Source organism: Microbacterium sp. (assembly GCF_047606685.1).
Lineage (GTDB): Bacteria > Actinomycetota > Actinomycetes > Actinomycetales > Microbacteriaceae > Microbacterium.
In genome coordinates this window covers 40,063-62,801 of the sequence record NZ_JASGEC010000016.1, presented here as the reverse complement: position 1 = coordinate 62,801, position 22,739 = coordinate 40,063, and the positions used below count along the sequence as shown (strand labels likewise).

Here is a 22,739-nt window from a genome sequence, read left to right as displayed (position 1 = left end):
GCCGAGCTCTACGCGGAGGGCGAGGCCCGCCACGCGTCGCGGTCGGGCGACGCCGCCGCGGCCGCCGCGGCACGCGCGATCGCCGAGCAGCACCTCGCGTCGCAGGTCGCCGACCCCGCGCTGCGGCGCGCGCTGACCCCCGACTACGCGTTCGGCTGCAAGCGCGTGCTGCTGTCGGACGACTTCTACCCCGCCGTCGCGTCGGACGCTGTGACCCTCCAGCCCGCGGCCCTCGCCGCTGTGCGCGGCAACACGCTCGTGGCGGCCGACGGCGCGACCCACAAGGTCGACGCGGTCGTGCTCGCGACCGGCTTCGCCTCGACGCGGCAGCCGTACGCCGACCTCGTGCGCGGCGAGCACGGCACCCTCGCCGAGCACTGGTCGGCGGGCATGACGTCGTTCGCGTCGACGGTGGTGGCGGGCTTCCCGAACCTCTTCGTCGTCGACGGGCCGAACGCGTCGCTCGGGCACAACTCGTCGGTGCTCATGATGGAAGAGCAGGCCGCCTACATCGCCCGTGCGCTCGCGCGGCGCGCTTCGACAGGCTCAGGGGCCGAGGTGCTGCGCGTCGACCCCGCCGTCGAAGCGGCGTACACCGCCGAGATCGACCGGGCCGCGCGCGCCACCCCGTGGATCGCGGGTGGATGCCGCAACTGGTATGTCGACGAGCGGTCGGGCCGGCTCACGCTGCTGTGGCCGGGCACGGTCGACGCGTTCCGCGAGCGGCTCGCGACAGACGGTTCGGAGTTCCTCGTGCCGGTGCGCGGCGAGGCGCTGTGATGCGCGCGTCGCGGAGGCCTGAGAACCGCCGGTCGTTGAGCGAGCGGAGCGAGTCGAAACGCACGGGACCACCGCCACGCGCAAGGCACCGCGTTTCGACTCGCCTGCGGCTCGCTCAACGGCCAGGAAGCTCAACGGTCAGGCACGGGGACGCCAAGTGAGCTGGGCCGTCGTCGTGCCCGTCAAGGGCAACGGCAAGTCGCGGCTCGCGGTGCCGGGCCTCGACCGCGCCGCGCTGGCCCGCGCGATCGCGCTCGACACGATCGAGGCTGTCGCCGCGGCCGCCCTGGTCACGACGGTGGTCGTGGTGACCGACGATGCGGAGACAACCGCCACGCTCGCCGGCATCCCAAAAGCGCGCGCCGTCGCCGAGCCGGCTCCGCGCGGGCTCAACCCGGCGATCGCATACGGGCTCGACGCCGCCGGCGACACCGCGCGCGCCGTGTTGCTCGGCGATCTGCCGGCGCTGCGCCCCGACGACCTCGACGCCGCGTTGCGCCTCGCGGCGGACGTCGAGCTCGGGGCGGTGGCGGATGCCGAGGGCACCGGCACGACGCTCGTGACGACGCGGCGCGGCATCCCGTTCTCCCCCGCCTTCGGCGAGGGCTCGTTCGTGCGGCACGTCGCGCAGGGGTGCGTGGCGCTGGGGATCCGGGATGCCTCGACCCTGCGCCGCGACGTCGACACCGCCGCGCAGCTGGCCGACGCCGCGTCGCGCGGGCTCGGCCCGCGCACGGCCGCTCTGCTCGCGGCAACCCCCGGTCGCTGACCGAGCCGCAGCCGCACCCCCGGTCGCCTCGCGAGCCGCAGGCGAGACGAAACGCGCCGAGCCTCCGCCGCACGACGGGAACCGCGTTTCGTCTCGGCCCTCCGGGCCTCGCGAGGCGACCGGGGCTAGTCGTCGAAGAGGTCGAGCTCCTCGGACTGCTCGGCGCCGATCTCGTGGATGCGGCGCTCCGCCAGCCACGCGAGCCGCTGCGCCTGCAGCAGGAGGGTCCGCCGCATCCCTCCCGACACTTCGCGCTCGGCGATCATCTGCGACAGCCGGGAGATCGTCGAGGCCCTTCGGGCGATGCGCACATCGGCGTGCTTGCGGTCCTCCCACAGCTCGTCGGGGATGATGCGGCCACGCACCGACGGGGGCAGCTCCACGGTCTCGGTGGGATGGATCATCCCCTCGTTCAGCACCGCGTGGAACGTGCTCTGCTCCTCGAGCCGCAGATACACGGTGTACTCGAACGGATTGAGGAACGCCCGCTTCTGCGCCGTCGTCGGCGGCTTGACCGGGTCGTCCGGGTTTGCCAACTCGACGACGCCCGGCACGCTCCACAGCTCGACCTCCGCGACCTCGAACGGGTCGAGGATGAACTTCGCCACGGCATCCGAGCGCTGTCCGGTCAGGTGCCGCCCGACCCGATCGCGGAACGCCGACGACGTCTGGCCCACGTAGATCGGCTCGCCGTCGAAGTCGTAGTACGCGTACACGCCAACCGCGTCGCCGATCGCCCGTTCGGGGCGAACCGGATCGCGGGTGGTCATCAGCCGGGCGAGCTCGGCGCGAATGAGCTGCACCGGGCGGGGCGGCTGGTCTCTCCGGGCGATCGGCATCGGCGCTCCTAAGCCAAGCGCTCCTCAAGCGCGTGGGCGGTCTGCCACCGGCCCTGCAGGTGCGGCACCAGGTACTCGTGCGCGAGCCACGCCACGGCGGGGGCGGCGACCGCGTCGCCGAAGGCGAACAGCGCCTGGTTCGTGCGCGCGCCGGTCAGGTCGTAGTCGCCCGCGCCCATGAGCCGCGCGTACTCGAGCGGCGTCATCCACCGCACCTTCAGCCGCCCGTTGCCGAGCCGCACGACGGCCTGCTTCGACGAGCCGCCGCGCGCGGTGCGCAGACAGCCGGCGACGTCGTCGGCGCGCACCTCCCACACCGCGACGCCGTTGCGCGTGCGCCGGTAGGCCGTGCGGTGCTTGACGCCCGCACTCCGCCGCAGCTCGCGCAGGCGCTCTCGCTGCATCGGCGACAGCGAGCGGACGAACGCCTCGGTGCGCGCGGCATCCCACCACCGCTCGTCGCTGAGCGCCATGCGCTCGACGACCTCGCCGAACCCGTCGAGCAGGAACGGCGGCGGCGCGGGCAGCGGCGCGCGGTGCATGCGCAGGCTGTCGTCGGCGTAGAACTGCTGGGCCCAGTCGGGCCGCAGCTCGGAGCTGACGGCGTCGGCCTCGCCCGTCGGCGGGTGCTTCAGCCCGACCAAGAACATGCGCGGCCGCGACTGCGGCACGAATCGGCGCGCGTCGAGCGCGAGCAGGTCGATCGAGTAGTCGAGGGCGTTGAGCGCGCGGATGGCGGCGCGCAGATCGTCGCCGGCGTGGGATGTCGCGAGCCCGATCACGTTCTCGAGCACGACGATCTCGGGCGGCTGCTCCATCGCGCGCAGCACGTCGACCCACGACCAGAATGCGCTCGACTCGCGGCCGGACAGGCCCGTGCGGGTGCCGGCGAGCGACAGGTCGGTGCACGGCGACGACGCCCACGCGAGCGCGATGTCGTCGGGCAGATCGGCGGCGGCGACGTTGCCGACATCCCCCACCACGTACTCGTGGCCCTCGTCGCCGAACTGCCGGGAGTACATCGCATGCTTGTCGGGCTCGTAATCGTTCGCCCACACGACGTCGAAGCCGGCGTCTTCGAGCCCGAGGCGGGCAAGGCCCACGCCGGCGAAGAACTCGAGTGCCCTCGGGCGCGGGCGCAGCGGCGTGATCATCGACACGTCCTCACGGTACCAACGGCCCCCGACACGGCTCAGGCGCCGCGCGGGCGACGCCGGGCCACGGCATCCGCGATCCGCTCCACGATCTCGTCGACCGGCTCGTGCTCCCAGAACCGCAGCACCGTCCAGCCCGCCTCGGCGAGCCGCGCCGACGTCTCGGCGTCGCGCTCGTGGTTGCGCTCGATCTTGGCCGACCAGTACTCGCGGTTGGCCGCCGGCATGCGGAAGTGCTCGGGGCACTGGTGCCAGAAGCATCCGTCGATGAACACCGCGACGCGCTGCCGCGTGAACACGACGTCGGCGCGGCGGCGGATCGCCGGCTCGGGCCGCACATCGACGCGATAGCGGTAGCCCAGCGCGTGCAGTCGGCGGCGCACGGCGAGCTCAGGCGTGGTGTCGCGCGACCGGTTGCCGAGCATCGACCGCCGCGTCGCCTCGCTGGTCGCCCACGACTCGCCCACGGGGGAATGATAAACCGGCTAGATCGCGGCCAGGGCGGCATCCACGATCGCGGCGGAGGCTGCGGCATCCCGCATCCACAGCGGAGCGACGACGGGACGGATGCCGGCTGCCGCCACGCCCGCGGCGAGCCCGGAGTCCTCCTCGGCGAGCAGCCACGCGTCGAGCACTCCCTGCGCGGATCGTGCGCCGTAGTGCGCGGCGACCGCGTCGGCGGCGGTGTCGACGCCGATCGCGGCGAGGCAGACATCCGCCATCCCGCGCACGACGCGCCCGCCGATGACCGGCGAGACGCCGACGACGCGCGCGGAGGTCTCGCGGAGCGCCTCGCGGATGCCCGGCACTGCCAGGATCGGCCCGATCGACACGACGGGATTGGATGGCGCGAGCAGCACGACGTCGGCGGCAGCGATCGCCTCCAGCACCCCGGGCGCGGGGCGCGCGGTCTCGATGCCGGGGTTCTCGAACCGCGCGGGGGCGAGGGTCGCGCGGTGGCGGGTCCACCACTCCTGGAAGTGCAGGCTGCTGTGGTCGTGCAGCACGACGCGGGTGTCGACCTCGGCGTCGGTCATGGGCACGAGGCGCACACCGAGCGGCCACCGCTCGCTCAACCGGGCGACGACCTGCGTCGGCGTGAGGCCGTCGCGCAGCCATCCGGTGCGGGCCAGGTGCGTGCCGAGGTCGAGGTCGCCGAGCGTGAACCACGGCCAGCCGGCGCCCCACTCCTGTAGCTCGCGATTGACGCGCTCGGAGTCGCCCTGGCGGCCCCAGCCGCGCTCGGTGTCGTTGACGCCGGCGAGCGCGTACAGGATCGAGTCGACGTCGGGCTGCAGCCGGATGCCGCTGAGCCACAGGTCGTCGCCGGTGTTGACCACGACGGTGGCCGGCGGATCGCCGCGACGGGCGAGCGCTTCGCGCACTCCGAGCGTGAACTTGGCGCCGCCGACGCCGCCGGCGAGCACGACGACGCGGGTTTCGGGCACCACGTCAGGCTACCGCCGCGCGAAGGTGGCGCATCGCGCCGCATCCTCCACCCCAACCCGGCACAACACGCCCCCTCGAGGCCGCTGCGGCGTCTCGCCCCCCGCGAAAGTGGCGCCCCGCGCCGCATCCTCCACCCCAACCCGGCACAACACGCCCCCTCGGTCGTTGAGCGACGAGCGCAGCGAGGAGACGAAACGTGGCGAGCCAGCGGCGCCACGGCGGCTCGGCGCGTTTCGTCTCGGCACTGCGGGCCTCGCTCAACGACCGGAGGGCGGGGACGCCGAAGCGGCGGCGCGCGCCGCCGCCGGCAACGCGCCGACAACACGCGCCAGAGCCGCAGCGTCGTGCGCCGCGGTGAGGAACCACGCCTCGAACACGCTCGGCGGCAGCGACACCCCGGCGTCGAGCATCGCGTGGAACAACGGCGGGTAGCGCCACGACTCCTGCGCGAGCGCCTCGGCGTACGACGCCGGGTGCGCCGCCGTGAACGCCACGCCCAGCAGCGATCCCGCCCGCGGCACCACGTGCTCGACGCCCGCGGCCGACAGCGCGGCCGACAGCGCCGAGGAGACGACGGATGCCGCGGCGTCCACGCGCTCGTACACCTCCGGCGTCGCGTGCCGCAGCGTCGCGACGCCCGCGGCGACCGACAGCGGGTTGCCGCTCAGCGTGCCCGCCTGGTAGACGGGCCCGAGCGGCGCGAGCCGGTCCATCACGTCGGCCCGTCCGCCGAGGGCGGCCAGCGGCATCCCTCCCCCGACGACCTTGCCGAACGTGAGCAGGTCGGGCGTGTAGTGCTCGCCGGCGTCGTGCTGCAGTCCCCAGTAGCCGGCGGGGTGCACGCGGAACCCGGTGAGCACCTCGTCGAGGATGAGCAGCGCGCCGTGCGCGTGCGCGAGGTCGGCGAGGGCGGCGTTGAAGCCGGGCAGCGGCGCCACGACGCCCATGTTGGCGGCGGCGGCCTCGACGATGACGGCGGCGATGCGGTCGCCGTGCGCGGCGAACACCTCGCGCACCGCGTCGAGGTCGTTGTACGGCACGACCAGCGTCTGCGCTGCGACCGGTGCGGGCACCCCGGCCGACCCCGGCAGGGCGAGTGTCGCAACGCCCGAGCCGGCCTCGGCGAGCAGTCCGTCGGAATGCCCGTGGTAGTGCCCGGCAAACTTCACGAGCAGGTCTCGGCCGGTGAATCCGCGGGCGAGGCGGATGGCGGTCATCGTCGCCTCGGTGCCAGTCGAGACGAGCCGCACGCGCTCGACCGGTTCGACCCGCTCGGCAATGAGGTCGGCGAGCTCGGACTCGCCCTCGGTCGGCGCGCCGAAGGACAGGCCGCGGGAGGCCGCTTCCCGCACGGCCTCGACGACCGCCGGGTGCGCGTGCCCGAGCAACGCGGGGCCCCACGACGCGACGAGGTCGACGTACTCGGTGCCGGCGGCATCGGTCACGTGCGGCCCGCGCGCCGACGCGATGAAGCGGGGCGCGCCACCCACTGAGCCGTACGCGCGCACGGGCGAGTTCACCCCGCCCGGAATCACCTCTCGGGCGTGCGCGAACAGCTCGTCATTGCGATCGGTCATCGGTGTCTTCCTTCATGCGTGGGCATAACTCAGCCTGCCAGCATCGCGCGTGGGGCGTGTGCCGCAGAAACCCGCGGCGAAGCTGCGGGGCGGCGTGCACGCAGACTGAGTTGTGACGCTCGGCGCGTTTCGTCTCGCCCGCGGCTCACTCAACGACCGGGCTCGCCAGCCAGCCGGCGACCTCGGTCGCCCAGTACGTCAGCACCGCGTCGGCCCCCGCGCGGCGGATGCCGAGCAGCGCCTCGAGCACGGCGCCGCGGCGGTCGATCCACCCGTTGGCCGCGGCCGCCTCGATCATCGCGTACTCGCCGGAGACCTGGTACGCCCACACCGGCACATCGACGGCGGCGCGCACCGCGGCCAGCACGTCGAGGTAGGGCAGGGCGGGCTTGACCATGACGACGTCGGCGCCCTCGTCGACGTCGAGCAGTGCTTCGCGCACGCCCTCCCGCCCATTCGCGGGGTCGAGCTGGTACGTGCGGCGGTCGCCCTGCAGCTGCGAGTCGACGGCCTCGCGGAACGGCCCGTAGAACGCGCCGGCGTACTTCGCGGAGTACGCGAGCAGCAGGGTGTCGGCGAAGCCCGCCGCGTCGAGCGCGGCGCGCACGTGCCCGACCTGGCCGTCCATCATGCCCGACAGCCCGAGCATCGCCGACCCGGCGCGGGCTTGCGCCACGGCCATCGCCGCGTACCGCTCGAGCGTGGCGTCGTTGTCGACTGTCGCCGCCGCACCCGGTTCCTGAGCCTGTCGAAGGACGCCGCAGTGCCCGTGGTCGGTGAACTCGTCGAGGCACAGGTCGGTCTGCACGACGAGCGCGTCGCCGACTTCGGCGGCGACGGCCGAGACCGCGACGTTCAACACCCCGTCGGGGTCGTCGGCGCCCGAGCCCACGGCGTCGCGCGCGGCCGGGACGCCGAACAGCATGACGCCGCCGACGCCTGCCTCGGCGGCGGCGACAGCCGCGCGCCGCAGCGAGTCGAGCGTGTGCTGCTCGACCCCGGGCATCGACCCGATCGGCGCGGGCTCGGAAAGCCCCTCGCGCACGAACAGCGGCTGCACGAGCTGCGACGGCACGAGGTGGGTCTCGCGCGCGAGCAGGCGCACGGCGGGCGACTGCCTCAGCCGGCGCGGGCGGTGCGCAGGAAAGCTCACAGCGCGGACTCGTCCGTCTCGCGCGGCACGGCGAACCGGACGACCGCGTCGATGAGCGACGCGACCGTCTGCTGGTTGGCCACGACGTCGACGGTGAGCCCATAGCCGCGGGCGTCGCGGGCGGTGCGGGGGCCGATCGCGGCGACGGTCGTCGTCGCGGGCAGGTCGGGGAACTGCCGACGCACCTGCTCGGCGACCGAGCCGCTGGTCACGAGGATCGCGTTGATGCGGCCGTTCGCGACATCTCGCGCGATGCGCTCGGTCACCGGCACGCCGACCGTGCGGTAGGCGACGACGCTGCGCACATCGTGCCCGGCCTCGATGAGGCGCTTGGTGAGCACAGGTTTGGCGATCTCGCTGCGCAGGGTGAGGATGCGGCGAGGCTCCTGCTCGAGCTCGATCAGCTGTTCGGCCATGCCCGCCGCGGAGTTGTCACGCTCGGGCACGAGGTCGACGCGGTACCCGACGGCTTGCAGCGCCGCGGAGGTCGTCTCGCCCACGGCGGCGACCCGCGTCGAGGGCGGGATGCGGGTGCCGTGCGCAAACAGCACGTCGACCGTGGTCGCGCTCGTGACAGTCAGCCAGTCGAACGCGCCGGCCTCGAGGTCGGCGAGCGCGGAGTCGAGCGTGGCAGGATCCCGCGTCGAGGCGAAGTCGATGAGCGGCGCGACGACGGGCACCGCGCCTTGCAATCGCAACGACGCCGCGACGCTGTCGCCCCACGGCCCGCCGCGCGGCACAAGGACCCGCCAGCCGGTGAGTGGCTTGGCGGGGGCTGCGTGCCGGGCTGTGTTCATCCGTGTGACTCTCGTGGTGCAAGATGGGCTGCTCCACGTTCGAGCAGCCGATGGGCGACGAGACTCCCGGCCTGGATGGCGCGGGCAATCGGGTCGCCGTCGGCAGCATCCGCGCCATTGCCACTGCCCTGCGATCGAATATACCCCTCACCTGCGAGTCCCGTCGGGCGCAGCGGCGCTGTCGAGTCTGAACCGATATGCAACGACCCGTCGGGGGAATAGACGACCGCGCGCACGCGCAGTGTGCCGCCGTCGACACAGGCGTGCGCGCCCACCGGCGCGCTGCAGCCCGCGTCGAGGCCGGCGAGCACCGCTCGCTCGGCGGTGACGGCGAGCCGGGTGTCGATGTCGTCAAGCGCGGCCAGCGCGGCGAGCAGCGCATCGTCGGCGTCGGCGCGGGTCTCGACGCCGAGCGCCCCCTGCCCGGGGGCGGTCGGCCACTCGGCGAGCCCGAGCAGCTCGGGCTCGAGTGCCGCCGCCTCGGGGCTGAGCGCGTCGCCGAGGCGCGAGATTCCGGCGGCGGCGAGGATGACGGCGTCCAGCTCGCCGTCGATCACGCGCCGGAGGCGCGAATCGACGTTGCCGCGCAGGTCGCGCACGTCGACGCCGGGGTTGCGGCGTCGCAGTTGCGCTCTGCGCCGCGGCGAGCCGGTGCCCACACGCGCGCCCGCAGCGAGCGCGTGCACCGGCGTGCCGTCGCGGGTGACGCACACGTCGCGCGCGTCTTCGCGGGGCGGGATGGCGCCCAGCACGAGATCGTCGGGCTGCGCGGCCGGCAGGTCTTTCAGCGAGTGCACGAGCAGGTCGCACTCCCCCGCACGCAACGCGTCGCGCAGCCGCGTCGCGAAGACGCCGCGGCCGCCGAGCGTCGACAGCGAGGCGCGCGAGACATCCCCCTCCGACACGATCGGCACGAGCTCGACGGGGCGCCCTGCCGCGGCGGCGAGCGCGTCGGCGACCTGCTGCGACTGCGCGGTGGCGAGCGCGCTGCGCCGGGTGCCGAGCCGGAGCGCGGTCATCGCCGCGGGCTCCCGGTCACTGCAGCACCTCGGGGATCTCGCCGAGCTCGAGCCGGCGACCGGTGAAGAACGGCACCTCCTCGCGCACATGGCGGCGCGCGTCGGTGTAGCGCAGGTCGCGCATGAGGTCGACGAGCTCGGTGACGTCGTCGGCTTCCAGCGGCAGCAGCCACTCGTAGTCGCCGAGCGCGAAGGCGGCCACGGTGTTGGCCGTCACCCCGGTGAACGCGGCGCCCTTGCGGCCGTGCTCGGCCAGCATCCGCCGCCGCTCCTCTTCGGGAATCAGGTACCACTCGTAGCTGCGCACGAACGGGTACAGGCACAGCCAGCCCTTGGGCGGGATGCCGCGGAGGAACCCGGGCACGTGCGCGCGGTTGAACTCGGCGTCGCGGTGCACGCCCATCGCGTTCCACGTCGGCAGCAGCGGGCGCAGCAGCTCGGTGCGACGCAGCCGCCGCAGGTCGCGCTGCAGGTCTTCGGCGCGCGAGCCGTGCAGCCACACCATGAGGTCGGCATCGGCGCGCAGTCCGCTCACGTCGTAGAAGCCGCGCACCGTGACCCCGCCCTCCTCGATGTGGGCGGTGATGTCGGCGAGCTCGCGCTCGTCGGGTTCGGTGACGGGATGCTGCGGGTCGCGCCGCCACACCGCCCAAAGCGTGTAGCCGTCGGGGTCTGCGGGGGTGAGGGGCTCGGACATGCCTCCATCCTCCCGCGTCGCGCGGAGCGAGGCCAGCGGCACAAGGCAGCACGGCCGACGGTAGTCCAATGGTCCTGCTAATGGTAGCGTAGAAGGCCTGCTAATGGTAGCGTTGCAGTATGAGCGCCTACCTTCCGAGGCTCATCGACAGCCAGCTCGCCGAGCTGCTCGACATCCTTCCCGCCATCGCGCTCAACGGCCCCAAAGGTGTGGGCAAGACCGCATCCGCGCGCAGACAGGCGCGCACGGTCGTCGACCTGGACGACCCCTTCGTCCGCGAGACCGTGGCCGCCGAGCCGCAGCGCTTTCTGGGCGCGAAACCTCCGGTGCTTCTGGACGAGTGGCAGCGGATGCCGGAGGTCTGGGATCGCGTCCGCCGCCAGGTCGACGACGGCGCGGAGCCGGGACGCTTTCTGCTCACCGGCAGCGCCTATCCGCAAGGAGCCGCGATCCACTCCGGAGCGGGGCGCATCGTTCCCGTGCGGATGCGGCCGCTCGCCCTCGCCGAGCGCGGCATCGCCACGGCGACCGTCTCGCTCGATCGCTTGCTCGAGGGCGACGCCACGCTGACGGGCGACTCCGCCGTCCTCCTCTCCGACTACGTCGAAGAGATCACCGCGTCGGGCTTTCCCGGCATCCGCCCCCAGCCCGCTCGTGCGCGCGGACTGCTGCTCGACGCGTACATCGACAACGTCATACAACGGGAGTTCCCCGACCAGGGGCTCACTGTGCGCGCGCCGGACACACTGCGTCGCTGGTTGCGCGCCTACGCCGCCGCCGTCGGCACCACCGCCAGCTACTCGCGAATACTCGACAGCGCGACTCCAGGCGAGGCCGACAAGCCGGCCAAGACGACGACCATCGCCTACCGCGACGTGCTCTCCAACCTGTGGCTTCTCGACCCCGTGCCGGCCTGGGCCCCCGACGGCGACGCCTTCGGGCGGCTGGCGCAGACGCCGAAGCACTACCTGGCCGATCCCGCCCTCAGCGCTCGTTTGCTCGACCTCGACCTGGAAGAACTGCTCGGCGGTGGCGCGGACCGCAACGACGTGGTGCGGGGGATGAGCATGGCCTACGGCAGCATCCTCGGCCGTCTTTTCGAGGCGTTGGTCGCGCTGAGCCTGCACGCCTACTGCGCGCGCGACGATGCCCGCCTGGCACACCTGCGGACGAGGAATGGCGACCGGGAGGTCGACTTCGTCGTGCAGCGCAAGAACGCGGTGGTCGCCGTCGAAGTGAAGCTGTCCGCGTCGGTGAGCGACGACGACGTGCGGCACCTGCGCTGGCTGAAGGCACGGCTCGGCGACCGGCTTGCGGATGCGATCGTCGTCACCACGGGCCCGACCGCATATCGCCGCGCCGATGGCATCGGTATCGTTCCTGCCGCGCTGCTCGGGGCGTGAACGCTACACCGCCCGCGACCGGTGGCATACCCTGATTACAACGGAGAGGGAGTTCGAGTTCCATGAGCACCGACCGCGTATTCGCCGCCATCAGCGAGGAAGCCGACGCAAGCGATCCGATCCTGCGCCAGACCGTCGAGCATCTTCTGACGCAGGTCGACGCGGAAGACCTCGACGAACGAGAGCCCCGCGACGTGGTCGGGGCGGCGGCATCGATACGCGACCTCGCAGCGCAGCGCGAGGTCGGGCACGCCCTCGTCGCGGTGTTCACCCCGACGCTGCGCGAGCAGGGCTGGACGTCGCGGCGCACGATCGTGAACATCTGCACCGACGATTCGCCCTTCCTCGTCGACTCAGTGACGGCCGCAATCGCGCGCAGGGGCCTGACGGTGCACCTGCTCATGCACCCGGTGGTGTCGGTGCGCCGCGACGAGCAGGGCGAGCTGCTGGAGGTCGACGCGCACGGCGGCGCGCTCGAGTCGTGGATCCACCTCGAGATCGACCGCGTGCCGACCGAGGAGGCCCGCGCCGAGCTTGAGACGCAGCTGCGCGGCGTGCTGGGCGATGTGCGCGCGGCGATCGAGGACTGGCAGGCCATGCGCCGCGCGTGCCTGAGCATCGTCACCGACCTGCGCACCGCGCCGCCGCCGACCGCCGACCCCGGCGAGACGGCCCGCACGGTCGAGTTCCTCAGTTGGCTCGCGGAAGACAACTTCACGTTCCTCGGTTACCGCGAGCAGTCGCTGGAGACCGACGAGAACGGCGAGGAGGTGCTGCGGCCGCTGCCGCACACGGGGCTCGGCATCCTGCGCAAGCCCGCGACATCCGTCGCCCGCCTGCGGCCGGAGGCGCAGCGCACCGCCCGCGATCCGCGCCTGCTGACGATCACGAAAGCGAATTCGCGCTCGACCGTGCACCGCGACGTGTACCTCGACTACATCGGCGTGCGCACGTTCGACGCGGACGGCAATGTCGTCGGCGAGCGGCGCTTCCTCGGCCTGTTCACGTCGATGGCGTACGCCGCGTCGGTGATGACGCTGCCGATCGTCGCGCCGAAGGTGAAGGCCGTGCTCGAGGCATCCGGCTACTCGCCGACGTCGCACTCCGGCAAAAACCTGCTGCAGATCCTCGAGCAGTGCCCGCGCGACGAGCTGTTCCAAGACACGCCGGAGCATCTGCTCGAGGTCGCCTCCGAAGTGAACCGGCTGTACGAGCGGCGGCGGTCGCGGGTGTTCTTGCGCAAAGACGAGTTCGGCCGCTTCGTGTCGGCGCTCGTGTTCCTGCCCGGCGACCGGTACAACACGACGGTGCGGCTGCGCATCCAGTCGCTGCTGCAAGAGGTGTTCGGCGCCGAGCGCGTCGACCACACGACGCGGGTCGGCGACTCGCCGCTGGCGCAAGTGCACTTCGTGCTGCGCATGCCGAAGGGGCAGTCGATCCCCACGGTCGACGTCGCCGAGCTGCAGCCGCGGCTCGAGGCCGCGATCCGCAGTTGGGACCAGCGCTTCGTCGACGCACTGCACCAGGCCCACGACGAGGACGAGGCGGCTCGCCTGCTCAGCAGGTACGGCGCGGCCTTCCCCGAGTCGTACAAGGAGTACGTGCCGCCGGCGGACGCCATCGGCGACGTCGCGCTGTTGGAGAGCGTCGAGCAGGGCCACGAGTTCGCCGTGCACCTCTATGACCCGGATGAGGACGAGCCGGAGAAGCGGATGCTGACGCTCGTCGCGCACGAGCAGTACCCGCTGACGCAAGTGCTGCCGATCCTCACGAACCTGGGCGTGGACGTGGTGGACGAGCGGCCGAACGCCATCACGCTGCCCGACGGCAGCACGCGGCACATCTCCGACTTCGGCCTCGTCGTGCCCGACGCCGCGCTGTGGGGCGACGACCGGCGCCGGGTCGCGTTCGAGGAGGCGTTCTCGGCCGCGTGGACCGGCGCCGCGGAAAGCGACCGGCTCAACTCGCTCGTGCTGCTGGCCGGCATCGACTGGCGGCAGATCGTGATCCTGCGCGCCATCGGCAAGTACCTGTGGCAAATCGGGTCGGCGTTCTCGGTGGCCTACATCGACCAGGCCCTGATCGCGAACCCCGGCATCGCGGCAGGCCTGGTGCGCCTGTTCGAGCTGCGGTTCGACCCGGATGCCGCGGGCGACCGCGAAACGCAGACCGCCAAGCTCACCCAGTCGCTGCTGCGGGAACTCGACGACGTGTCGAGCCTCGACGAGGACCGCATCCTCCGCTCGATCATCGGCGTGATCGACGCGACGTGGCGCACGAACTTCTACCAGCGCACGGCCGACGGCCAGGCCAAGCCGTGGGTGTCGATGAAGCTCGACTGCGCCCGCGTGCCCGGGCTTCCGAAGCCCCACCCGATGGCCGAGATCTGGGTGTACTCGCCCGAGGTCGAGGGCGTGCACTTGCGCTTCGGCAAGGTGGCCCGCGGCGGACTGCGCTGGAGCGACCGGCGCGAGGACTTCCGCACCGAGGTGCTCGGCCTCGTGAAGGCGCAGATGGTGAAGAACGCCGTGATCGTGCCCACCGGGTCGAAGGGCGGCTTCGTGGCCAAGCGCCTGCCGTCGCCGAGCGACCGCGGGGCGTGGCTGGAGGCCGGCAAGGCCGCCTATCGCACGTTCATCCGCGGACTGCTCGATGTCACCGACAACCGCGAGGGAACCGACATCCTGCCTCCCGAGCGGGTCGTGCGCCACGACGGCGACGACTCGTACCTCGTCGTGGCCGCCGACAAGGGCACGGCCTCGTTCTCCGACATCGCCAACGGCATCTCGCAGGAGTTCGGCTTCTGGCTCGACGACGCGTTCGCGTCGGGCGGCTCGGCCGGCTACGACCACAAGGGGATGGGGATCACCGCCCGTGGCGCGTGGGAGTCGGTGAAGCGGCACTTCCGCGAGCTCGACCACGACACGCAGACGCAGGACTTCACGGTCGTCGGCATCGGCGACATGTCGGGCGACGTGTTCGGCAACGGCATGCTGCTGTCCGAGCGCATCCGGCTCGTCGCGGCGTTCGACCACCGGCACGTGTTCGTCGACCCCGACCCCGACGCGGCGGCGGCGTTCGCCGAGCGCAAGCGGCTGTTTGAGCTGCCGGGCTCGTCGTGGGACGACTACGACCGCTCGCTCCTCTCCGCGGGGGGCGGGGTGTTTCCGCTCAGCGCCAAGTCGATTCCGGTGAGCGCCGAGATGGCGGCGGCGCTCGGGCTCGGCGAGGGCGTCAGCGCCCTCACACCCGCCGAGCTGAAGCGGGCGGTGCTGCTGGCGCCGGTCGACCTGCTGTGGAACGGCGGCATCGGCACGTACATCAAGGCGAGCACCGAGACCAACGCCGAGATCGGAGACCGTGGCAACGACGCCATCCGCGTCAACGGCAACGAGCTGCGCGTGCGGGTCGTCGGCGAGGGCGGCAATCTCGGGGTGAGCCAGCGCGGCCGCATCGAGGCGGCGCTGTCGGGGGTGCGCATCAACACCGACGCGATCGACAACTCCGCCGGCGTCGGCACGTCCGACCGCGAGGTCAACATCAAGATCCTCCTCGGCGCGGTGGAGCGATCCGGGCGGCTGGATCGCGAGTCGCGCGACCGCCTGCTGCACTCGATGACCGACGAGGTGGCGGTGCAAGTGCTGCGCGACAACTACGAGCAGAACGTGCTGCTCGGCAACTCGCGCGCGAACGCGGCCGAAATGCTGCCGTCGCACGAGCGGCTGATGCAGTGGCTGGAAGACCGCGACGAGCTCGACCGCGAGCTCGAGTTCTTGCCCAGTACGGCCGAGACCGAGGCGCTCGTCGCCGAGGGCAGGGGCCTGACGCGGCCGGAGTTCGCAGTGCTGGTGGCGTACGCGAAGCTGGCGCTGAAGGCCGATCTCGCGGCGACCGACCTCGCCGACGACCCGTGGTTCGCGCGCACCCTCGCGGAGTACTTCCCGGGGCCGATCCGCGAGCACTACGCGGGCGACTTGGCGTCGCATCCCCTGCGGGCGGAGATCATCGTGAACTCGGTGGTCAACTCGATGGTCAATCGCGGCGGAATCACGTTCGCCTACCGTGCGGCCGACGAGACCGGCGCGTCGAGCGAGGACATCGCCCGCGCGTACGTGGCGGCGCGCGAGATCTTCGGGCTGCGCGAGTTCGTCGTCGCCGTCGAGGCGACCGACAACACCGTGACGACCGGGGTGCAGACCGAGCTGTATCTGAGCTTCCGCCGGCTGCTCGACCGGGCGACGCGGTGGTTCGTGCAGCACCGCGGCGAGACGATCGACATCGGGGCGGAGATCGAGCTGTTCCGCGAGCCGGTTGGTCGGCTGTGCTCCGACCTCGGCGCGCTGTTGCGTGGCGACGAGCTGCAGCGGTACGAGGCTCGCGTGCACGAGCTGGAGGCGGCGCGCGTGCCCGCTCCGCTCGCGCGGCGCGGCGCGGGCCTTTTGGAGTCGCTGCCGGTGATCGACATCGTCGAGCAGTCGCGCCTTCGCGGCTGGGATCTCGACGAGGTGGCCGCGGTGTACTTCGACCTGTCGGCGCGAGTCCACTTCGACGAGCTGCTGAGCGGCGTGAGCGCGCTGCCGCAAGACGACCGTTGGGGCTCGATGGCGCGCGCGGCGATGCGCGACGACCTGTACGCGGTGATGATCGAGCTCACGGCGTCGGTGCTCGACCAGACGTCGGCGGGAACGGCGGCGGAGCGGATCGACGCGTGGTTCGCGCGCGGGACGGACTCGGGGCGGCGGGTGCTCGAGGAGGCGTTGGATGCCGTGTGCTCAGACGTGCACGCGGGTCTGCCGACGCTGTCGGTGGCGTTGCGGCGCTTGCGCTCCCTCGTGTGATCGGCGCCCCGGTCCCTGAGCCCTGCCCGGTCCCTGAGCTTGTCGAAGGGCCCTGAGCCCGCCCCGGTCCCTGAGCTTGTCGAAGGGCCCGGTCGTTGAGCGAGCCGCAGGCGAGACGAAACGCGACGACCTGTCGATGCATGGCGGTCATCGGCGTCAAGGATCTATTGACACCCTCTCCCGGGTCAGCTTATGGTCCTATGACGACCTCAGGTGAGTGCTATGACGACGAAAACACACGACGATGCGACGGGCCTCGACGAGCTCGACGTCGCGACCCATCCCGCACGCGACGCGACGCACGTGCGGGCGATCATCGCGGCATCCGAAGATGTCAGTGTCGCTGAGGCAACGCTGCGCGCGGCCGTTCGAGATGCGCGCAAAGCAGGAGACTCGTGGTCGATGATTGGCGCGGCGCTCGGGGTCTCAAGACAAGCCGCGCAACAGCGGTTTGGCCGTCACGCCGCATAGGTCGCGCCACAAGCGTCAGGAGCCGACCGAGGCCCGAACGTCGCTCAGCAGCACATACCGGTGCAGAGGGTCGGTCGGCGACGGCTGGAAACCGAGCGCGGCATAGAACGCTCTCGCCTCGTCGTGCAACGCGTGCACGAGAAGGACGCGGATGCCGATGCGATCGGCGGCGGCGAGGGTCGAGAGCATCGCATCTCGCACGAGAAGCCTGCCGAGACCGGCGCCCTGTTCGGTTCGGTCGACGGCCAGTCGCCCGAGCAGCGCTGGCGTCCCCGCCCGCCGGAGCCCGGCATTCCCGGTGAAACCCAGCATTCCCGCCCGCCGAAACCCGGCATTCCCGCCGAAACCCAGCAATCCCGCCGAGACCCACTCCAGTCAGGTGGGTTTCGGCACGGGAAGTGGGTCTCGGTGCGGGAAGTGGGTTTCGGGGCGGGAAGTGGGTTTCGGCGCGGGAAGCGAGCCTCGGCATCACTCCCACGACCTGTCGTCGCGAGCGACGAACGCCCGCGACGGCGCAGCGCGCGTGCACAACACGCAGTGGCGGGTGTTCGACAAAGCCGCCGAAGCTCGTCACCCCTGCCGCACGCCCGCGATGGTCGCCCGCCCGACCGGGTTCTCGAGCTCGAGTCCCAGGTCGACGAGCAGGATGCCGCCCGCAAGCCGCGGGCCGGATCCCACCGTGAGGCCGTGCTTGACCGCGCCGAACGTCACGGTGGTCGCGGCAGGCAGCACGACGTCGTCGGCATCGCCCGTGTCGGGATCGAGGCCCGACGGCAGGTCGACGGCGACCACCGCGGGTCGCGACGGCAGCAGGCGCTCGACGACCTCGCGCGCCGCGCCGCGCAGGCCGCCACGAGCCCCGATGCCGAGGATGCCGTCGACCACGAGGCCGTGCGACCCGAGGGTCGGGTCGGCCGTCGGGATGACGGAGGCACCGGCATCCACCGCAGCAGCAAACGCCTGCTCGTGCACCCGCTCGTGCACCCGGACGATGTCGACCCGCGTGCCGCCGGCCGCCAGCTCCGCCGCAGCGAAGAGGGCGTCGCCGCCGTTGTCTCCGGCGCCGGCGAGCACGAGCAGTCCATCCGGCGCTCGCTCGACGACGAGCTCAGCGAGCGCGTGCGCCGCGCGGCGCATGAGCGGCACACCGGCCGCGAGCAACGGCGCCTCGGCGGCGCGCACCTGCGCGGCGGAGTACGTCGGGACCCGGGTCATGCGGCAACGATAGCGCCGCCTCGAACCCGCGGAGACTCAGCGCGTGTAGAGGCGCACGACGCCCCACACCACCGCGCCGACCGCCACGGCCACCGCGACGACGGCCGCCGCGGTGACAGCCGGCTGCTCGCGCGCGAAGGTCCGCGCCCGCGCGACGCCACGATCGGTGGCCTCGCCCATCCGGCGCGGGATGTTGCCCTTCACCTCGATGGCGGCAAGCGCCGCCTTCAGCTCGGCGCGGGCCTTGTCGACCGGGTCGGTGATGCCCGCCGGCACAGCCGTGCGCGCCAGCGCCGCGGCATCCACTCGATCAGAACTCATCGCCGACCCCCTTCACGATGTTCACGTCGTGCGCGATCGCCTGCCCCGGGTTCTCGCGAGAGCTGAGGCGCTTGAAGCGCAGGATGCCGAGCAGCACGAACACCAACGCGGCGACGATCGCAGCGCCGAAGATCGTCAAGCCGCCCGCCCACACCGGCCAGCCCCACCACTCGTGGAAGCCCCAGATGAGGAACACGCCCAGCGCCGGCAGCGACCAGAACACGAAGAAGAGGGCCACCAGCATCCAGCCCGCGCCGATGCCCGCGTCTTTCGCCGTCTTGGCCGCCCATTTCTTGGCGGCGTTCACCTCGGCGACGACGAGGTTGCGCACCAGCTCGGGGACGTCCCCGATCAGCGTGAAAAGGCTGTCGTCCGCCCTGTCGCGGACCCCTCGCGTCGTCGTCATGTCAGTCGAGCTTGTCGTCGACGGCCTGCACGACGTCGTTCAGCGTCTCTTTCGCGGCCTTCTTCACGTCGTCGGACGAGTCTTTGCCCGCCTTCACCGCGGTATCCAGCTTCTGCCCCGCCGAGCCCTCGCCGCTCGCCGCCTTCACGACTTTGACCGCTCCGGTCCACAGCGCTCCGGGCAACGCCATCGCGCTCGACGTGGCGAAGTCCTTCGCCCGGCCGACCTGTTTCTGCACGGGGTCGAGCTCCCACACCTTCTGGGCCTGCTCTTTGATCTGCTCGTAGCGCTGCCGCCCCGCCCGCGTGCCGAGCACGTAGCCGATGCCGAGGCCGATCACGAGTCCAACTTTGCCCCTCATGGGGTCTCCTCACGCTCGATTGCGCCTGCCAAGGTTCCAGGGTAGTCCTGTATTCCGTTTTCGGCATCCACGTGACAAACGGCTCGGAAGCGGCCTCGCCTCGCGGGTCGCCGAGTCAGCCCCAGAGCACGGCGCGGCGAACGCGATCGCCCTCGGCGAGCGCGTCGGGAACGACCTGCGCCAATCCTGTTCCGGCAAGCCACGCGCCGACCGCCCCGAGTCCCGGCACGGCCGAGACGGCGGCGCGGGCGCGCGCCGCGGCATCCGCCTGGCCGATCGCGGAGCCCGGCTGCGACTGCGCGAACCGCTCGCGGTGGCCGGCGACGAGGGAGCCCGGCTCGAGCGGGACGCCGAGGAGAGTGGATGCCTCGGCAACCGCCAGCGCGACCGCCTCGTCGTCGTCGAGATCGGCCGTGGCCGGCGGCTCGTCCTGGCTGCCGAACGACACGCGCACGACGTGGCGGCCGCGCGCGAGGCGGGCGAGCCACGGCCACTTCGCGGTCGAGTGGGTGAGGGCCTTCGCGCGGTGCGAGCCCGGAACGGTCAGCACGCCCGTGCCGCGCGGGCGCGCGTCGAGGGCGGGAGCGTCGAGCACGAGAGTCACGATCTCGACGATCGGGCTGCGGGGGCTGGGCACCGGAGCTTGGGCCCCCGATCCCTGAGCCTCGGATCCCGATCCCTGAGCTTGTCGAAGGGCCGCCAGAGGACCGAGCAGTCTCCGCGCCTCCGGCTCGGGAGTCGCCACGATCACGGCGTCGGCGTGGAGGGTCGTGGGCCCTTCGACAGGCTCAGGGGCCGGAGGAGCGGGCTCAGGGGCCGGAGGAGCGGGCTCAGGGGCCGGAGGAGCGGGCTCAACGACCACTGCCCAGCGGCCGGCCGAGTCGCGGACGATCTCGGAGACCGACGCGTCGAGCACGACGCTCGCGCCGAAATGCTCGAGCTGCGCGCCGAGCGCGGCGACGAGCCGCGACATCCCGCCCTCGACGCCGCCGACCGCCGAACCGGGAGCCTTCTCGTCCCGCCGGCCCGCGAGCAGCGCGACCGCCGCGAGCAGCGAGCCCGAGCGCGACAGCGCGGAGTTGAGGCCGGGCGCCGCGACATCCACGTCGATGTCGTCGGGGTGTGCGGAGTAGACCCCGCTCGTCACGGGCGCGACCAGGCGCTCGACGACGCGGTCGCCGAGCCGCGCGCGCACGAGCTTGCCGAGGCTGCGCTCCCGGCCGATCGTGAGCACGGGCTTGAAGCGGTCGGCGTACGCGCGCCACGCGCCGCGCGTACCGAGCACTCGGCGCACGTCGTCGGCGAACGGATTGGCCGGGATGCCGAGCACGCCCCCCGCCGGCAGGGGAGCGGCTTCGCCGCCGGGGAGGCCCGCCACCCACGCCCCGCCCGGCGCGGGCTCGACCACGTCGTCGCCGAGGCCGAGCTCGTCGATGAGCGCGCGCACGGCGCCGCCGCGCGTCGCGAAGCTCTCGGCGCCGACGTCGAGCGCGAGGCCGGCGACCTCGACGGACCGCACAACGCCGCCGAGGCGATCGGATGCCTCCACGACCGTGACCGACAGCCCGATCTTCGCGCACTGCAGCGCCGCGACGAGCCCGGCGATCCCGCCGCCGACGACGACGACGCGAAGGGCGGCGGCGCGAGCCGCCTCCGACTCAGCCGGGTCGGTCACGGGTCGGCCGTCTCGGCGTGCACCAGCTCGACGATGCGCGTGAGCACGCCGGGGTCGGTGTCGGGCGGAACGCCGTGCCCGAGGTTCACCACGTGCGCGCGCGCGGCGCGGCCGCGACGCATGACGTCGCGCACATGGGCCTCGAGCACCGGCCACGGAGCGCGTAGCAGCGCGGGGTCGATGTTGCCCTGCACCGAGACGCCGGCGCCGAGCTGGCGAACGGCGGCGTCCAGCGGCATCCGCCAGTCCACGCCGACCGTGTCGACCGCGCCGTCCAGCCGCATGTCGGCGAGGAACGGCCCCGTGCCGACGCCGAAGTGCACGACCGGCACCCGCGCGCGCACCGCCTCGATCGCCTCTCGCGAGTGCGGCGCGACGTGCGCGCGGTAGGCGGAAGGCAAGAGGGAACCCGCCCACGAGTCGAACAGCTGCACGGCCGACGCGCCGGCGTCGACCTGCGCGCCGAGGAACTCCGCCGCGACGCGGGCGAGCCATCCCGCCAGCCGCCCCCACGCGTCGGGGTCGGCGTGCATCATGGCTCGGGCGCGCAAGTGCTCCTTCGAGGGCCCGCCCTCGACGAGGTAGGCGGCGAGGGTGAACGGCGCGCCGGCAAAGCCGATCAGCGGGATGCCGCCGAGCTCGTCGACGACGATGCCCACGGCCTCGCGCACGGGCGCCGCCGCTGCGGCAACCTCGGCCGGGTCGATCGCGGTGAGCTTCGCGACATCCTCCCTCGTGCGCACCGGGCTCTCGAACACGGGGCCCCGCCCCGGCTCGATCTCGACCGCCACGCCCGCGAGACGCAGCGGCACGACGATGTCGCTGAAGAAGATCGCCGCGTCGACGCCGTGGCGGCGCACCGGCTGCAGCGTGATCTCGGCGGCGAGCGCCGGGTCGAGGCACGCGTCGAGCATGCGGGTGCCGACGCGCAGCTCGCGGTACTCGGGCAGCGAGCGGCCCGCCTGCCGCATGAACCACACGGGCGTGCGCTCGGGGCGGTCGCCGCGGTAGGCGCGCACGAGCAGGGAGGTCACGGCATCCATCCTCGCACCGCCCGGGCGGAGGCTCGCACGCCACGTGCCTCGGCGGCTCGCTGCAAAACTCCTCCAGCTTGCGCGCGCGCAGCGCGATGCGGGGCGGCTCCCGCGCTGAGCGGACCGGAGTAAAGGAGTTCTGCAGACGACCCCGGGCTCACTCCGTCAGCGGCCGAGGCCCTCGATGACTTCGGCGCCCGGCAGCGACGCCAGCCCCGGGCCGGGGAGGAACAGCTTCGCGCCGCGCACGCCGGCGCCGATCACGACGCCCGGCGAGGCGGCGACCGCCGCGTCGACCAGGATCGGCCAGCCCTCGGGCAGCCCGATCGGCGTGATGCCGCCGTACTCCATGCCTGTGAGCGCGACCGCTTCGTCCATCGGCGCGAACGAGGCGCTGCGCACATCGAGGCGCTTGCGCACGATGCCGTTGACGTCGGCGCGGGTTGTGGCGAGCACCATGCACGCGGCGAATCGCACCTCGCCGCCGCGCTTGCCCTTCACGACGACGCAGTTGGCCGAGTCCTCCGCGGCGACGCCGTAGTGCGCGCAGAACGCGGCCGTGTCGGCGAGGCCCGCGTCGATCTCGGCGACTCCGACGGCGCTCGGGTCGGCGACGCGCGCGATCGCGGCCGCCACGGGCCCGGCAACGAGGTCGAGTCGGGATGCCACGGGCACAGGTTGCAGCGATCCGGCAAAGCTCCACATGCTCGCCGAGTCTACGAGCCCCGCGCCCGACCCGCCCTTCCCGCGAGAGTACATCTGGTCGCCGAGGGATAGGGAA

Annotated in this window: 21 protein-coding genes and 1 pseudogene; 5 read left to right on the top strand and 17 right to left on the bottom strand. The window is 72.6% G+C overall.

The window, feature by feature from the left end; genetic code table 11:
- Together QM611_RS02340 and cofC are read left to right on the top strand one after the other, a co-directional pair.
- A pseudogene (locus QM611_RS02340) lies at positions 1-780 on the top strand (4-hydroxyacetophenone monooxygenase); the annotation flags it as partial.
- A 157-nt stretch (positions 781-937) separates the two neighbouring features.
- Complete coding sequence (cofC, locus tag QM611_RS02335) at positions 938-1,549, top strand: 2-phospho-L-lactate guanylyltransferase (protein ID WP_415078294.1); 612 nt, start codon at positions 938-940, stop codon at positions 1,547-1,549.
- Between the two features lie 125 nt (positions 1,550-1,674).
- Here cofC and QM611_RS02330 read toward each other — a convergent pair whose 3' ends face one another.
- From QM611_RS02330 to hemQ, 9 genes are all read right to left on the bottom strand, one after another.
- On the bottom strand, positions 1,675-2,388 hold the full coding sequence (locus tag QM611_RS02330) for a GIY-YIG nuclease family protein (RefSeq protein WP_415078293.1): 714 nt from the start codon (positions 2,386-2,388) through the stop codon (positions 1,675-1,677).
- Between the two features lie 8 nt (positions 2,389-2,396).
- A complete protein-coding gene (locus QM611_RS02325; RefSeq protein WP_415078296.1) occupies positions 2,397-3,542 on the bottom strand; it encodes a DNA cytosine methyltransferase in 1,146 nt (381 codons plus the stop codon).
- Between the two features lie 38 nt (positions 3,543-3,580).
- A complete protein-coding gene (locus QM611_RS02320) occupies positions 3,581-4,009 on the bottom strand; it encodes a very short patch repair endonuclease (RefSeq protein WP_415078292.1) in 429 nt (142 codons plus the stop codon).
- An 18-nt stretch (positions 4,010-4,027) separates the two neighbouring features.
- Positions 4,028-4,990, bottom strand: coding sequence for a 2-phospho-L-lactate transferase (cofD, locus tag QM611_RS02315; RefSeq protein WP_415078291.1), 963 nt, complete (start codon positions 4,988-4,990; stop codon positions 4,028-4,030).
- 258 nt (positions 4,991-5,248) lie between these two features.
- Positions 5,249-6,568 carry a glutamate-1-semialdehyde 2,1-aminomutase gene (gene hemL / locus QM611_RS02310; RefSeq protein ID WP_415078290.1) on the bottom strand — a complete coding sequence of 440 codons (1,320 nt, stop codon included), beginning with the start codon at positions 6,566-6,568 and terminating at the stop codon, positions 5,249-5,251.
- 145 nt (positions 6,569-6,713) lie between these two features.
- Positions 6,714-7,721, bottom strand: a complete 1,008-nt coding sequence (gene hemB / locus QM611_RS02305) for a porphobilinogen synthase (protein ID WP_415078289.1) — start codon at positions 7,719-7,721, stop codon at positions 6,714-6,716.
- The gene (locus QM611_RS02300) at positions 7,718-8,518 is read right to left on the bottom strand and encodes a uroporphyrinogen-III synthase (RefSeq protein WP_415078288.1); all 801 of its coding nucleotides are present in this window, start codon (positions 8,516-8,518) and stop codon (positions 7,718-7,720) included. The genes hemB and QM611_RS02300 overlap by 4 nt, the downstream gene beginning before the upstream one ends.
- Positions 8,515-9,537: a hydroxymethylbilane synthase gene (gene hemC, locus QM611_RS02295; RefSeq protein WP_415078287.1), complete on the bottom strand. Its 1,023-nt coding sequence runs from the start codon at positions 9,535-9,537 to the stop codon at positions 8,515-8,517. The genes QM611_RS02300 and hemC overlap by 4 nt, the downstream gene beginning before the upstream one ends.
- Before the next feature lie 16 nt (positions 9,538-9,553).
- Positions 9,554-10,234, bottom strand: coding sequence for a hydrogen peroxide-dependent heme synthase (gene hemQ, locus QM611_RS02290; protein WP_415078286.1), 681 nt, complete (start codon positions 10,232-10,234; stop codon positions 9,554-9,556).
- 119 nt (positions 10,235-10,353) lie between these two features.
- On the opposite strand from hemQ, the gene QM611_RS02285 reads away from it, so the two are divergent.
- The 3 genes from QM611_RS02285 (at position 10,354) to QM611_RS02275 (ending at position 16,946) form a co-directional block, all read left to right on the top strand.
- Positions 10,354-11,637 carry an ATP-binding protein gene (locus tag QM611_RS02285; RefSeq protein ID WP_415078285.1) on the top strand — a complete coding sequence of 428 codons (1,284 nt, stop codon included), beginning with the start codon at positions 10,354-10,356 and terminating at the stop codon, positions 11,635-11,637.
- 62 nt (positions 11,638-11,699) lie between these two features.
- Complete coding sequence (locus QM611_RS02280) at positions 11,700-16,475, top strand: NAD-glutamate dehydrogenase (protein ID WP_415078284.1); 4,776 nt, start codon at positions 11,700-11,702, stop codon at positions 16,473-16,475.
- Positions 16,476-16,697: 222 nt separating this feature from the next.
- Positions 16,698-16,946, top strand: coding sequence for a hypothetical protein (locus QM611_RS02275; protein WP_415078283.1), 249 nt, complete (start codon positions 16,698-16,700; stop codon positions 16,944-16,946).
- Between the two features lie 15 nt (positions 16,947-16,961).
- Here the strand turns inward: QM611_RS02275 and QM611_RS02270 are convergent, their stop codons facing one another.
- The 8 genes from QM611_RS02270 to QM611_RS02235 form a co-directional block, all read right to left on the bottom strand.
- On the bottom strand, positions 16,962-17,258 hold the full coding sequence (locus QM611_RS02270; protein ID WP_415078295.1) for a GNAT family N-acetyltransferase: 297 nt from the start codon (positions 17,256-17,258) through the stop codon (positions 16,962-16,964).
- 258 nt (positions 17,259-17,516) lie between these two features.
- Positions 17,517-18,161 (bottom strand): NAD(P)H-hydrate epimerase, encoded by a 645-nt coding sequence (locus QM611_RS02265; RefSeq protein WP_415078282.1) that lies wholly within the window; start codon positions 18,159-18,161, stop codon positions 17,517-17,519.
- 36 nt (positions 18,162-18,197) lie between these two features.
- Positions 18,198-18,482 (bottom strand): hypothetical protein, encoded by a 285-nt coding sequence (locus QM611_RS02260; RefSeq protein ID WP_415078281.1) that lies wholly within the window; start codon positions 18,480-18,482, stop codon positions 18,198-18,200.
- Positions 18,472-18,888 carry a phage holin family protein gene (locus tag QM611_RS02255; protein WP_415078280.1) on the bottom strand — a complete coding sequence of 139 codons (417 nt, stop codon included), beginning with the start codon at positions 18,886-18,888 and terminating at the stop codon, positions 18,472-18,474. Before QM611_RS02255 ends, QM611_RS02260 begins: the two co-directional genes overlap by 11 nt.
- A gap of 1 nt (position 18,889) precedes the next feature.
- Positions 18,890-19,249: a hypothetical protein gene (locus QM611_RS02250; RefSeq protein WP_415078279.1), complete on the bottom strand. Its 360-nt coding sequence runs from the start codon at positions 19,247-19,249 to the stop codon at positions 18,890-18,892.
- A gap of 115 nt (positions 19,250-19,364) precedes the next feature.
- Entirely contained in the window at positions 19,365-20,924 is a 1,560-nt protein-coding gene (locus QM611_RS02245) for a protoporphyrinogen/coproporphyrinogen oxidase (RefSeq protein WP_415078278.1), read from the bottom strand.
- Positions 20,921-21,967 (bottom strand): uroporphyrinogen decarboxylase, encoded by a 1,047-nt coding sequence (hemE, locus tag QM611_RS02240; protein ID WP_415078277.1) that lies wholly within the window; start codon positions 21,965-21,967, stop codon positions 20,921-20,923. The genes QM611_RS02245 and hemE overlap by 4 nt, the downstream gene beginning before the upstream one ends.
- 156 nt (positions 21,968-22,123) lie before the next feature.
- Positions 22,124-22,663, bottom strand: a complete 540-nt coding sequence (locus QM611_RS02235) for a YbaK/EbsC family protein (protein ID WP_415078276.1) — start codon at positions 22,661-22,663, stop codon at positions 22,124-22,126.
- Between the last annotated feature and the right edge of the window lie 76 nt (positions 22,664-22,739).